The following is a 13,467-nucleotide window of genomic DNA, read 5'->3' on the forward strand; positions in this document are numbered from 1 at the left end:
CCGGTCGGCAGCCGTCGCACCGTACGGCTCTTCCGGATGCTCAGTGGCGGATCGGGCGCACAGTCGTCCGCCGGTCCGGCACCGCGAAAGGTAACCGTTCGAGAATCGGTACGGCAGCGCCTGCGAACAGCGGCCGGCCGGACGAGACAGTGTCGAATCGTCCGGCCGGTCGAACGCGACTGTGATGAAGAAATCCTCATCTACGCCTCACGGGCGGGTCATCAGCGTTGGGCATAGTGGCTGTTATGTCCGGTTCTCGTTCTTTCGCCGCCGCCCTCGTTCTCGCCGGTGCCGCCGCCGTGGTGCTGGTGAGCTTCGCCCTGACCCGGTCGCCGGAACCGGAGCTCGATCCGTCCTCGGTGTCGGTGAGTGTGGCGCCGGACGGACCGGAATCGCCCGCCGCGCCGGACGCCGGTCCGGATCCGGGCCGTGAGGGACCGGGTGCGCCGGAGGGTGCGGTACCGCCACCGGAGCCGGGTCCGGGTGGCGCGCCGCCGGCTCCGGACGGCGCGGCTCCCGCACCGGAACCCCCGGGTCCTGCGCCCGCGCCTGCCCCGGTGGCTCCGGCGCCTATGGCTCCGCCGCCCGGACCGGCTGCTCCGGCACCAGAACCGCAACAGGGCGATGACGATGCCGACGACGGATTCGACGACGACGCGGACGACCAGCCCGGCACGGATGGGTCGTCCGGCGACGATGATTGATCTCGACCCCACGCGTCCCGCCGATACCACGGAGCCGGCCCTGCGGCAACCAGCGCCCGAAACCGACGCCGGCGATCACCGCCCGGCAGTGGCCGGCTCGCGGATACTCCGGCGGCGCGGCTCCCGGTTGCCGGCCCGCTGGAAGATCACCGCATGGATCATGCTCACGACTTTCCTGTTGCTGGTCGTGGTGCTGGTGACCGCCCGCAACCTGCTGCTGCGCGATGTGAACACCCGGGCGAACGCCGATATCGCGCAGGAAGCGGACGAATTCCGGACCTTCGCCGCCGAGGGAGTGGACCCGACCACCACGCAGCCGTTCACCTCGGTGGAAAGGCTGCTCGAGACCTACCTTTTGCGGCAGTCGCCGATCGAGGGCGAGGTGATGGTGGGGGTCGTGGACGGTAGGCAGCTCGGTGGTATCCGGGGCGACCTGCCCGTGCCGGTGGCCGGTGATCCGGGCCTGTTCACCGCGACAGCTGCCGCCGGCCGGACCTCAGGGGTGGTCGACTCCCCGGCTGGGGAGATGCGGTGGGGCCGGGTCGACGTCGAATCCGGGGCCGATCGGGGATCGTTCGTGGTGGCCGTGTTCACCGAAGTCGGGCGCGCGGGTGTGGACCGGACGATGCGCACCATCGCCGCGGTATCGCTGGCCGGGCTGGCGTTGACCACCGGGGTCGCCTACCTCGTGGCCGGACGCATCCTGCTGCCGGTGCGCACCGTGCGGGCGGTGGCCGCCGATATCGGCGAAACGGATCTCACCGCCCGTGTGCCGGTGGAGGGCCGCGACGATATCGCGGCGCTGGCGGAGACCTTCAACGATATGCTCGACCGCCTCGAACACGCCTATACGACCCAGCGGCAGTTCGTCGACGACGCCGGCCACGAACTGCGCACGCCGATCACGGTGGTCCGGGGCCATCTCGAACTGCTCTCCGAGGACCCCGAAGAACGGCGGCGCACGCTCGCCCTTGTCGATTCCGAATTGAACCGGATGGGACGGCTGGTCTCCGACCTGCTGATGCTGGCCAAGGCCGAACAACCGGATTTCGTGGTACGCCGCCCGGTCGATATCGCGCAGACCATGCTGGATATCGAATCCAAGGTGCAACCGCTCGGGGAGCGGCGCTGGCATCTGATGGAGGTGGCCGAGGGCACCGCCTGGATCGACGCGCAGCGGGTCACCCAGGCGATGTTGCAGCTCGCGGCGAACGCGGTCGCGCATTCGGTGGACGGGACGACCGTGCAGCTGGGATCCCGGTACACCGGGACCGCACCGGATCGCACCCTGTCGTTGTGGATATCGGATCAGGGGCCGGGGGTCGCGCCGGAAGACGCGCCGGTGATCTTCGAAAGGTTCCGGCGGGGCCGTCCGGCCGATAGTTCCGGGGCGGATCGGCGGTCCGGTGCGGGTCTCGGCCTGGCCATCGTGCGCGCGATCGCCGACGCCCACCACGGGTCGGCCTGGGTGCGCAGTGTGCCCGGCGACGGGGCCACGTTCGGTCTCGACCTGCCGGCCGACCCGGTATATCCCGCACACCGCGACACCGCCGATCCGAACGAACGCAAGGGGTAGGAGATGAGCCGGATCCTGATCGCCGAGGACGATGTGCACATCGTGTCGTTCGTCGGCAAAGGCCTGCGGGCCGCCGGATACACCACCGAGCATGTCGGCGACGGCGAAACCGCGTTGCTGATGGCCCGTTCCGGGGCCTTCGACATGGTGATCCTCGATATCGGACTGCCCTCGATGGACGGATTCACCGTGCTGCGCCGGTTACGCGGGGAGGGCGTGCGGACCCCGGTGGTGGTGCTCACCGCCCGCGACAGTGTCGACGATACGGTCGCCGGGCTGGAGGGCGGCGCCAACGACTACATGACCAAACCGTTCCAATTCGCCGAACTCCTCGCGCGGGTACGGCTGCGCCTCCAGGACGATACGACCGCGGGCGCGCCGTCGGCTTCCCTGTCGCACAATGGTCTCAGTCTCGACCTACGCGCCCGGCGAGTACATGTCGACGGCCGGACCGTGGATCTCACCGCCCGCGAATTCGGCCTGCTCGAGGTGTTCCTGCGGCACCCCGACCAGGTGCTGAGCCGAGAGCAGATCCTCGGGCAGGTATGGGGTTACGATTTCGACCCCGCCTCCAACGTGGTCGATGTCTACGTGCGGGCGCTGCGCGGCAAGATCGGCGCCCAGCGCCTGCAGACGGTGCGCGGAATGGGATACCGGCTCTCGTGACGGCGAAACGTACAGTGCAAATCCGGACGTTCCGGGCCGGGGTGGCACCTTCCGGTACAGGGCTGTATGTGATCCGGTGCCTTCGCCGCCGGATCGACGGAGCGGTCGAACGCCGGTGGCGGCCGTGGCGGACCAGGATTCTTTCCGGCGGTGGCCGGTGAAGCAGGAACCCAGCGAGATTTCGCGTAGCGGCGTGGCAGGAAGCCCGGTAGTGGACGGCGGGGAGACCGTCGAAGCCACCGAATTCCGGACCGTACCGCGCCGGCGCCCGTCGGCCGTCTCGCCCGCACGTAAGCCCGCGTGGGCACCGCTACTGGCGGCGATTGCGGGAATCCTTGTGTGCCTGGGCTTTCTCGCCGCCGCGGCAGCCGGTGACCTCGGCCGTGACGCCCTGATCACGCTCGTGGTGTTCGTGGCCGCCATCTGGATGTGGGTTTTCGCGCCGGTACCCGACACCTATGTCGCACTCGGTGCGGCGGTGGCACTCGTCGTCACCGGACCGATCGATACCGAGACGTTCACCGGAACTCTCGGCGATTCGGTGATCTGGCTGTTGGTGGGGTCGTTCGTGATCGCGGCCGCGGTCACCGCGACCGGGTTGTCGGCGCGGATCGCCGCACGGGTTCTCACCTTCGCCCGGACTCCGCGGCAGCTGATGCATCTGCTCACCGCCGTCCTGCTGGTGACCACGTTCGCGATTCCGGCGACCTCCGGTCGTGCCGCGCTGGCGCTTCCGGTTTTCCTGACCCTCGCCACCGTGCTGCGATATCGGCCCCAGCTGGTGCTGGCGCTCGCGGTGGGGATCCCTTCGGTCATCTTGTTCTCCGCGGTGGGATCGTTTCTCGGAGCGGGTGCACATCTCATCACCAGCGAGATCGTCGCGACTGCCACCGGTGAGGGCTACCACTTCGTGCAGTGGCTGATCCTCGGTCTCCCGCTCGCGGTGGTGTGGTCGCACCTGGCCGCGGAGATCGCGCTCGCGTTGTTCGCCGACCGCGCCGAGCGCCGCACACCGCTGACCGTGCCGGCGACCGCCTTCGCCGAATCCGTGGGCGCCGACGTGCGGGGGCCGCTGTCCGCACCTCAGCGCCGGGTGCTCGGGGTGCTCGCGGCCGTTGTGGTGCTGTGGTGCACCGAGGCGCTGCACGGTGTGGACCCGGCGGTGGTCGCCGTACTCGGCGCCCTGCTCGCGACCGCACCGCGGATCGGCGGGACCACACTGCCCGCCGCCGCGAAAACGATCCCGTGGACTCTGCTGTTGTTCATGGCCGCCACCCTGTGCCTGGGTATCGCCCTCACGACCACCGGTGCGTCGGCCTGGCTCGCCGGACTCGTATTCGATCCGGTGCGTTCGCTCGGGACCGCTGCCGGTGCGGTTTTCCTGGCGCTGACCGTGGTCGTATCCCTGCTCGCCCACTTGATGATCCAGTCGCGTTCGGCCCGTTCGGCCGTGCTCGTGCCGATCATCGTCGCGACCGCCCCGGCGGTGGGCGTGGATGCGGCCGCGGCGGCCTTCCTGTCGACGGCGGCAGCGGGGTTCTGCCACACCATGACCAGTTCGGCGAAACCGATGGCCGTTTTCGCCGCATCCGACACCGTTCCGGGGTACCGGCCCGAACACCTACTGCGTTACTCCGCTGTCCTCGCCCCGTTGTCGGTGGCGTTACTCCTCGCGTTCGCGGTCTGGGTCTGGCCGCAGCTGGGTCTGAGTCCTTCCCCCTGACCCGAGTGGTCGGCTCTCTCGAAAGGCACCACCATGTCGGTAACCGTTCCGCAGCGCATCCTCGTGGCACCCAGCGGTTTCAAGGAAAGTCTCGGAGCAGAATCCGTGGCGCATGCCATCGCCGCGGGTCTGCGCCGGGTGCTGCCCGGTGTGCACGTCGATCTCGCCCCGATCGCCGACGGTGGCGAAGGTACCGCCGCCATGCTCGCCGCCGCGACCGGCGGCACACTGCATCATCTCGACGTCACCGGGCCGGTGAACATCCCGGTGCGCGCCCAGTGGGCCCGGCTCGGATTCCCGGCGGCGAAGACGGCCGTGGTCGAGGTGGCCGCCGCCGCGGGGCTGCGGCAGGTACCGCGCGACCGCCGAGATCCGGGCGCCACCACGACCACCGGGGTCGGGCAGCTCATCGCCGCGGCGCTGGATTCGGACGCGGAGCGGATCGTGGTGGGCTGCGGCGATTCCGGCACCTGTGACGGCGGCGCCGGTGCGCTACAAGCGCTGGGTGCGCGGATCCTCGACGGATCCGGCTGCGAAATAGGCAGCGGCGGTTACGAACTCGCGCGAGCCGCTCGGCTCGACCTGTCCGGCCTGCACCCCGGGCTGCCCCGCGCCGAAATCGTGGTGGCGGGTAATCCGCACAACCTGCTCTGCGGGCCCCGCGGTGTCGCGCGCGTGTTCGGACCGCAGAAAGGAGCCACACCCGCGCAGGTCGAAGCGCTGTCGCGCGCGCTGGACAACTGGGCGGCGATACTCGAACGCGACGGCCGGGCAACCGGCGATCTCCGCACCGGACCGGTGACCGGCGCATCCGGTGGACTCGGCGCGGGGCTGGCCGGCGGAGCGGGCGCGACGCTGCGCTCCCGATTCGACGCACTGCTGGACTCCGGCCTCACCGGGGCGGATCTGGACCGCCGGATCGGCCTGGCGGACCTGGTGATCACCGCGGAAGGCGCGATCGACCTGCAGACCCCACACGGCAAGGTGCCGGCCGAAATTGCCCGCAGGTCCCGCGCGCAGGGGGTGCCGGTGGTCGCGCTGGCCGGTTCGCTGGGGGAGGGCGCGCCGTCGGTCCACGAGGTCGGCATCGGCGCCATCGCCTCGATCATCCCGGTGCCCATGGCCCTCGCCGATGCGGTGGCGGATGCCGAACGACTGCTCACCGACGCTGCCGAACGCATGATGCGGATGCTGCTGGTCGGCGGAGCGCTCTCGGTGCGGATAGGTCGCGCTGCGAACCGTCCCGCCCGTCCCGCCGCTTTCGGCGCCCGCCGGGCCACCGGACCTCGCATCCCCGCCGCCCGCGGCCGGGCGCGTGGGCAAAACCGGTGAGGTGACGTCGCAGCAGGTGGAAAGCGCGGACACGAGCCGGTCGGAGTACCGCTGCACTTGCGGCCTGCCCGGTGCAACACACGTGCGGTGTCGTCCGCGGGAAAGTCTCGGACACCGACTCACGTCGCCTGAAACGGTAGTTCGCACTGCGCGAGGGGCCTGTGCACCGAGCACGCCTTATGCGGTGCCTGTGCTGGTGAAGGATCGCGGATATGGCGTCCCGCACACAGCCGATCGGCAGTCGGTGCGGTATGCGCAGACGCCGCGATGTCAGGCCGTGTCGTTCGACGAGTGCGAGTCAGCGGGGCGGCTGCGCACTACGGATCGTCACCGGCACCAACGGTGTGCGCTGGTTGGCCGGGCGCGGCTGCCGCGCGAGGTCGGTGCTGGGTGCGCCGAGGCGGGCGGGGGTATCAGTCGGGTACCGGTTGCGCCGCCGGGTATTCCGGGAGGGTGTAGCTCTCGGTCTCCGAAAGCATGCGGGTCATCAGCGGCTGCATCATCCGTGAGGTGGTGAGACGGACGAAAGCGTGGGCGGCCCGGATACCGGCTTTGGTCCGTGGGGCCATTCCTTTCACTCCGCCCGGCGGCAATTGCTGTGCGGTTTCGACGAACGGCCGCAGGGTTTCGGTGTAGCGGGTGAGAGCGGCGGTGGGGTCGTGCGGGGTGCGGGCGATCTCCCCGGCCAGTACGTAGGCGCCCACCAGCGCCATCGCTGTGCCCTGGCCACTCAGCGGTGACCCGCAGTAGCCGGCGTCGCCGACCAGTGCCACCCGTCCGGTGGTCCAGTGCGGCATCGTGATCCGCGCGATCTCGTCGAAATAGAAATCCTCGGCCCGGTTCATCGCGTCGAGGATGGTGGCCGTCTTCCAGCCGCCGCTGGCCAGGCTCGCGCGGATGAGTTCCTGCTGGGCCGCGATATTGCGCCGGAGCGCCGGGTCCGGATCGGTCCGGATGATGACCATCGCCTTGGCGGTGGCCGGATCGGCATCGGGACGCAGCCCGGCCACGATTCCGCCGGGCATCGAATACATGGTCATCCAGTGCGGTTCGATTCCGGCCGGGGTCGGCATGGTGAAGTAGGACGTGTAGGCGCCGAGGTAGGTGCTGAACTGGTCTTCCGGTCCGAATGCCAGCCGGCGGGTCGCCGAGTGCAGGCCGTCGGCGCCGATCACCAGGTCGAATTCCGCGGTGGCCCCCGACGCGAAGTCCACCCGGACGCCGTCGCTGTGTTCACGCAGGTCGCGAATCCATTCCCCGTACCGGTAGTCGACGCCCGGATTACCGGGGGCACCGGCGGCATCGGAGATCGCATCCAGCAGAACCTGGTTCAGATCGCCGCGGGTTATCTCGGCTTCGGCAACCGCGCCGTTGCCGCCGAAGAGGTCCGCGGGCATACGGACTATCTCTTGTCCTGCGGTATCGACATGCAGCATGCCGCGTTCGTCGAGCCGGTGCCGGTGGATTCCGGGCATCAGGCCCATCCGCTCGGCGACGGTCCGGCTGGGACCACGCAGGTCGACGGCCTGACCGCCGGGACGGGGAGCGGGTGCACGTTCGATCACGGTGGGCCGGATCCCGGCTCGGGACAGTTGCAGGGCGACGGCGTTGCCGGCGATTCCGCCGCCGGAGATCAGCACTCTGGGGGTGGCGGCACGGGAGCGTGTGGTCATCGGTTCCTCGCTGATTTCTTGTTCGAATGTCTTAGACAAATGTCTAACACAAGCGTAGAACGATTGTCTAGAACAAATGTCTAAGACGAACGGTTAGGGTGTTCTCATGGGAAACAAGGAGGACCTGCTGGCTGCCGCGCGCACCTGCATCTACGAGCGCGGATTCGCCGCGACCACAGCCCGGGATATCGCCACCGAAGCAGGCGTGAGTCTCGCCGCCATCGGCTACCACTTCGGATCCAAGGACCGGCTGCTCACCGAAGCCTTCACCGACGAGACCGGCCGGGTGATCGGCGACGACCTCGAACGCCGGATCCGTGCCACCGCAGGGCAATCGCCCGCCACCGCGTTTCCGCAGGTCTGGGACGGTATTGCCGAGTTGTTCGAGCGCAACCGGGAAGTCCTGGTAGCGAGTGTGGAGAACTTGGTCAGGGTCCACCGGACACCCAGCGAACAAGTACGTATGGGGGAGCTGAGCGAAACCGGGGCCACCGAAATCGCGGCCACGCTGGCCGAAATCCATCCGGAACTGGACCCTGCCCACGCCCGCGCCCTCGGCGGGCTCTACATGATCCTGCTCAATGGGTTGGTCATGCAATGGATGAGCCATCCGGAAGGCGCCTTGCCCACCGGCGCGGAACTCGCCGCGGCGCTATCCGCGCTGACCGCGGGAAACAGGCCCGGACACGAGAAAACCCCTGACCAGAAGAACTGATCAGGGGTCAATCGTGTCTCGACCACACGAGTCGGGGTGGCGGGATTTGAACCCACGACCTCTTCGTCCCGAACGAAGCGCGCTACCAAGCTGCGCCACACCCCGTGAAGCGGACCTGAGGTAGCTTACCCCAGGTCCGGTCCGGAAAAGAAACCGGCAGCTCGAGGCCGGTTTTCCCGGTGCCGAGGACCTATCCGGCCACTGCCTGTGAGGTCGAGACGTGGCCGGAATCGGTGGCCGGCTTCTTCGGCGGCACTGCCACCAGGGTGAGCAGAGTCGCTTCCGGGCGGCAGCAGAAACGGTAGGGCGCCCACGGTGAGGTGCCGATACCGGCGGATACGTGCAGCCGGGTGTGGGCGCCCCATTTGGACGGCCCCTTCACTCGGGAGCGGTCGATATCGCAGTTGGTCACCAAAGCGCCGTAACCGGGCAGGCACAGCTGGCCACCATGCGTATGACCCGCGAGGACCAGGTCGTAGCCGTCGTCGGCGAAGCGGTCCAGGACCCGCGGCTCCGGCGAATGCGTGAGACCGAGCCGCAGATCGGCCAGGGGATTGGGGGCGCCGGCAATGGTGTCGTAGCGGTCGCGCTGCATATGCGGGTCGTCGACGCCCGCACTGGCGATCCGGATACCGCCCACCTCGATATCGCGGCGGGTATGGGTGAGATCCAGCCAGCCGCGTTCGGTGAACGCTGCCCGCAGATCCTTCCACGGCAGCGGGGCACCGTGCACTCGCTTGTGATTCTTGTCGAAGTACTTCAGCGGGTTCTTCGGCACCGGCGCGAAATAGTCGTTGCTGCCGAATACGAACAGACCGGGGCGCGACAACAGCGGGCCGAGCGACTGCACCACCGCCGGTACGGCCTTCTGGTGGGACAGATTGTCACCGGTGTTGATCACCAGGTCCGGCTCCAGGCGGTCGAGCTCCCGCAACCACTGCTGTTTGAGCTTCTGCCCGGGGGTCATGTGCAGATCGCTGATATGCAATATCCGCAGCGGGGCGGAACCCGGCCGCAGTACCGGCATGGTGGCTTCGCGGAGAACGAAGGCATTGCGTTCGATCAGTGAGGCGTAGCCGACTCCGGCAGCCGCGGCTCCGGCTGCGCCGAACGCGGTCCGGCGCAGGGCCGACGTCGAGATCACGGGCATTTGCCCAGCATAGGTGACCAGCAGGCGCAGTGCGCAGCGTGTTGAACCACAGTTACGGTGCAGTAGCAGGCGGATTACCTGCTCATCCTCGCCTCCACCGGGCCTGTGGCCTTGGGAAACAATGCGATAACCGCGGGTGGACACGCCCGGCGCGCAGGGATAATCCGATGGGCGTGGCGAGGTGCAGCGGCTACCGTTGCGCGCATGTCGGAACTGAAAACGAGGCTACGCGCCGATATGACCGCCGCGATGAAGGCGAAGGACACGCTGCGGCTCAATACGCTGCGGATGCTGCTCGCCGCCGTGCAGACAGCCGAGGTGGCCGGCAAGGAAGCCCGGGAACTCTCCGATGCGGAGGTCGTCGCGGTGCTGACCAAGGAATCGAAGAAACGCAACGAGGCCGCGGAGGTCTACACCCAGGCCGGGCGTGGCGAGCTGGCAGCCAACGAGCATGCCGAGGCGCGGGTCATCGACGAATATCTGCCCACCCAGTTGACCGACGCAGAGGTCGCCGATCTCGCCGATACCGCGATCGCCCAGGTCGCGGAGGATCTGGGGGAGCGGCCGGGTAAGCGGCAGATGGGGCAGGTCATGAAGGTCGCGACCGGGCTGGCCGCCGGGAAGGCCGACGGTTCCCGGATCTCGGCGGCGGTGAAGGCGCGGCTCTAGGCGTTGTGCGCCGCGCCGTCACCGCCGGAGATCATCGGGGTATCGGTACCGGAATGGGGATGGGCGGTAGGAACGGCGGCAGCGGTGGCAGCCCCGGGGCGTTCGGTGTCGAGGCGGGCGGGCGTCCCGGCTCGGGCGCCTGCCGGATGGTGCCGTCGCTGAGATAGATCGTCACCTGCGATCCCGGAATCGCCGAACCGTTCGGTGTCGACCCGGTGACGGTGCCCTTCGGCGCCGAGCCCGGCGACGTCACCGAGGTGACCTTGAAGCCCGCGCCGGTGAGCGCGCCGGTCGCCTCGCCGGCCGTCATCCCGACCACATCGGGGACCTGGGCGTTCTCCGCGCCGCGGACATACTTCTCGTCCACCGGCGGCAGGGCCGGCGGCGGGTAGTTCACCGAGGCTTCCTTGACGGCTTGGAACCAGCTCCGGGCCGGTTCGTTACCGCCGAACAGGCCGTTGGCGTCGCTGGCCGGGCAGTTGCGCAGCGGGAAGGAACAGATCTCGCCGGGGGTCGGGCTGTCACCGTAGATGTAGGCCGCGCCCGCCATCGAATTGGTGAAACCGACGAATGCCGAGGAGCGGTGGCTTTCGGTGGTCCCGGTTTTCGCGGCCACGGGCCCCTGCCAGCCGGTCGCCGCGGCGGCGGCACCGGCGGTACCGCCCGGATCGTGGTCCTTGCCCATCGCATTGGCGAGGGTATCGGCCAGCCCCGGTTCGACGACCTGCTCGCAGGCCTGTTCGGTGAGCGGTACCGGTTTGCCGTACCGGTCGATCACCTCGGCGATGGGTGACGGCGGGCACCATGTCCCGCCGGACGCCAGGGTGGCCGCCACATTCGACAGCTCCAGCGGATTCACCGCGACGGGGCCGAGAGTGAACGAACCGAGGTTCTGGCCCTTGATCATGTCGGCCAGGCTCTGGTTGCCGAAGCCGGAGGTGCCGGGCTCGGTGTAGGAGCGCAGGCCGAGCCGGACGGCCATATCCACAGTCGGGGTCACGCCGACGGCCTGGATGAGTTTCACGAAGGCGGTGTTCGGGGAGGTGGCCAGCGCCTCGGTCACCGACATCGGCGACTTGTAGTTACCGGCGTTCTCGACGCAGTAGGTGGCGGGCGGGCACCCGGGGGCGCCGCCGTTACCCATCCCGCGGGCGTCGAACCGGGACGGCACGTCGAGCTGGGCGTTGATGCCCATCCCCTTCTCCATCGCTGCCGCCGTGGTGAACAGTTTGAACACCGATCCCGCGCCGTCGCCGACCATCGAGTACGGCTGGGCGAGCAGTGTCTCGTGTGCCTCCCGGTCCAGGCCGTAGGTGCGGCTGCTGGCCATCGCCAGCAGCGGATGTTTGTCCTTACCCGGGCCGATCAGTGACATGACCTCGGCGATATTCGGCAGATGCGGGTCGGCGTGCTCGGCGAGCGAACGTTTCACCGCGTCCTGTACGACAGGGTCCAGCGTGGTGCGGATCAGGTATCCGCCCTTCTGGATCTGCTCCTGGCTCAGCCCGGCCTCGGCCAGGTACTGCAGCGCGTAATCGCAGAAGAAGCCGCGGTCGTCAGCGGCGATACAGCCCTGCGGCAGACCCTTCGGTTCCGGCAGCACACCCAGCGGCTGGGTCTTCGCGGCCCGGAACTCCTCGGCCCGGCTGGGGATGTTCTGGATCATGGTGTCCAGGACGATGTTGCGCCGGTCGGTGACGCCTTCCGGGTTGGTGTAGGGGTTCAGTTTCGAACTGCTCTGCACCATGCCCGCGAGCATCGCCGATTGCGCGACGTTCAGGTCCTTCGCGTCGATACCGAAGTAGGTCTGGGCGGCGTCCTGGATGCCGTAGGACGAATTACCGAACGGGACCAGGTTCAGATACCGGGTGAGGATCTCGTCCTTGCTGAGCTCCTTGTCCAGGGTCAGCGCCATGCGGATCTCGCGGATCTTGCGCGCGGGAGTGGTTTCGATGGCGGCCCGGCGTTCGGCATCGGTTTTCGCGACCACCAGCAGGTTGAAGTTCTTCACATACTGCTGGTCCAGCGTGGAGGCGCCCTGCTGTACCTCGCCGCTGCTGGTGTTGGTGAGGAAGGCACGGATGGTGCCCTGCCAGTCCACACCGTGATGGTCGGCGAAGCGTTTGTCCTCGATGGAGACGATGGCCAGCTTCATATCGTTGGAGATCTGGTCGCTGGGCACTTCGAAGCGGCGCTGCTCGTACAGATAGGCGATGGGGTTACCGGCCGCGTCCACCATGGTGGAGACGGCCGGCACGGTTCCCTCGACCAGTTCCGCCGACACGTTGTCGACAGCGTCGGCGGCGCGGTTCGAGACGAAACCGAAACCTCCGGCGACCGGGAACAACATTCCGGCAACGAGTACGGAGGCGAGTACACAGCTGCCCGCCAGCTTGAGGAGCGCACGTGTGATCGGCACAGCACCAGGGTAGAGGGTGGCCGTCCGGCGTCCGTGGAGTGTGGACATCCGGTGTTGTGTATCCGGATTCGCCGATGTGGGGGCCGATCCGAGGGAACCCGCCTGACGTGCGTATTCGGCCGTGTGGGCGGGCAACGGCCACCGGGTCGCAGGGACGGACGTACCAAAAAGTCATCATCCGGTCTTGCGCTCGCGGCATACCTTTACCTAGATTGAGAGCTCAGTGTGATAGAGCTAACACTCAATGTGGAATGTGGTGCACTTCGCAGCGGGGTTCGGGTTGCTGCGGAGTACACGCGATTCCGGAGCGCCGTGACCCGGTGTTCGGACTGGCAAAGGGGCACACCAAATGCATATGACAACCCCCGTCGCTCGCTTGGATGTAGAGCAGGCCGAAGCAAGGATCGCCTGGGTTTCCCAGGCCCGATGCAAGGAAGTCGATCCCGATCAGTTGTTCGTACGCGGCGCGGCACAGCGCAAGGCGGCGACGATCTGCCGGCACTGCCCGGTCCTGATGGAGTGCGGGGCGGACGCACTGGACAACAGGGTCGAGTTCGGAGTGTGGGGTGGTATGACCGAACGGCAGCGGCGGGCGCTGCTCAAACAGCATCCCGAGGTGACCTCCTGGGCGGATTTCTTCCACGCCCAGCGCCAGCACCAGATGGCGATGTAACCCGTATCCCTATTGGACGACCGGCCCCCCGGGGGGGGGATATAACGAAATAAAGCGGGCGCGGTATTTAGGGGGGGAGAACAGCGGGGCGCGACCCTCCACTCCGCTGGCGGCGGTGAGCCGCTCCACTTTGGTGAGGATGTGGTGCGCTCCTTTGGTGCGCAGGT

The 13,467-nt window shown here is 68.1% G+C and carries 11 protein-coding genes and 1 tRNA gene; 8 read left to right on the forward strand and 4 right to left on the reverse strand.

The window, feature by feature from the left end; all coding sequences use genetic code 11:
* The first annotated feature begins 245 nt into the window (after positions 1-245).
* The 5 genes from QH196_RS06865 (at position 246) to QH196_RS06885 (ending at position 6,001) form a co-directional block, all read left to right on the forward strand.
* The gene (locus QH196_RS06865) at positions 246-704 is read left to right on the forward strand and encodes a hypothetical protein (RefSeq protein ID WP_280414907.1); all 459 of its coding nucleotides are present in this window, start codon (positions 246-248) and stop codon (positions 702-704) included.
* A 160-nt stretch (positions 705-864) separates the two neighbouring features.
* On the forward strand, positions 865-2,280 hold the full coding sequence (locus QH196_RS06870) for a sensor histidine kinase (RefSeq protein ID WP_280414916.1): 1,416 nt from the start codon (positions 865-867) through the stop codon (positions 2,278-2,280).
* 3 nt (positions 2,281-2,283) lie between these two features.
* Positions 2,284-2,946 (forward strand): response regulator transcription factor, encoded by a 663-nt coding sequence (locus tag QH196_RS06875; protein ID WP_280414908.1) that lies wholly within the window; start codon positions 2,284-2,286, stop codon positions 2,944-2,946.
* Positions 2,947-3,139: 193 nt separating this feature from the next.
* A complete protein-coding gene (locus QH196_RS06880; protein ID WP_280414909.1) occupies positions 3,140-4,669 on the forward strand; it encodes an SLC13 family permease in 1,530 nt (509 codons plus the stop codon).
* Between the two features lie 33 nt (positions 4,670-4,702).
* Positions 4,703-6,001 (forward strand): glycerate kinase family protein, encoded by a 1,299-nt coding sequence (locus tag QH196_RS06885; RefSeq protein ID WP_280414910.1) that lies wholly within the window; start codon positions 4,703-4,705, stop codon positions 5,999-6,001.
* A 413-nt stretch (positions 6,002-6,414) separates the two neighbouring features.
* On the opposite strand, the gene QH196_RS06890 is transcribed toward QH196_RS06885, so the two are convergent.
* Positions 6,415-7,674: an FAD-dependent monooxygenase gene (locus tag QH196_RS06890; protein ID WP_280414911.1), complete on the reverse strand. Its 1,260-nt coding sequence runs from the start codon at positions 7,672-7,674 to the stop codon at positions 6,415-6,417.
* A gap of 106 nt (positions 7,675-7,780) precedes the next feature.
* On the opposite strand from QH196_RS06890, the gene QH196_RS06895 reads away from it, so the two are divergent.
* On the forward strand, positions 7,781-8,389 hold the full coding sequence (locus QH196_RS06895; protein WP_280414912.1) for a TetR/AcrR family transcriptional regulator: 609 nt from the start codon (positions 7,781-7,783) through the stop codon (positions 8,387-8,389).
* Positions 8,390-8,420: 31 nt separating this feature from the next.
* Here the strand turns inward: QH196_RS06895 and QH196_RS06900 are convergent.
* Positions 8,421-8,494: transfer RNA gene (locus QH196_RS06900), tRNA-Pro, on the reverse strand.
* 85 nt (positions 8,495-8,579) lie between these two features.
* Entirely contained in the window at positions 8,580-9,539 is a 960-nt protein-coding gene (locus QH196_RS06905) for a metallophosphoesterase (protein WP_280414913.1), read from the reverse strand.
* Between the two features lie 204 nt (positions 9,540-9,743).
* Between QH196_RS06905 and QH196_RS06910 the strand changes: the two genes are divergently transcribed.
* The gene (locus QH196_RS06910; protein WP_280414914.1) at positions 9,744-10,208 is read left to right on the forward strand and encodes a GatB/YqeY domain-containing protein; all 465 of its coding nucleotides are present in this window, start codon (positions 9,744-9,746) and stop codon (positions 10,206-10,208) included.
* A 31-nt stretch (positions 10,209-10,239) separates the two neighbouring features.
* Here the strand turns inward: QH196_RS06910 and QH196_RS06915 are convergent, their stop codons facing one another.
* Positions 10,240-12,558, reverse strand: a complete 2,319-nt coding sequence (locus tag QH196_RS06915; protein WP_432278060.1) for a penicillin-binding protein — start codon at positions 12,556-12,558, stop codon at positions 10,240-10,242.
* Between the two features lie 418 nt (positions 12,559-12,976).
* Between QH196_RS06915 and QH196_RS06920 the strand changes: the two genes are divergently transcribed.
* Entirely contained in the window at positions 12,977-13,300 is a 324-nt protein-coding gene (locus QH196_RS06920) for a WhiB family transcriptional regulator (protein ID WP_062971942.1), read from the forward strand.
* Positions 13,301-13,467: the final 167 nt, after the last annotated feature.

The organism is Nocardia carnea, from assembly GCF_029868325.1.
In the GTDB taxonomy this organism is placed as follows: Bacteria; Actinomycetota; Actinomycetes; order Mycobacteriales; family Mycobacteriaceae; genus Nocardia; species Nocardia carnea_C.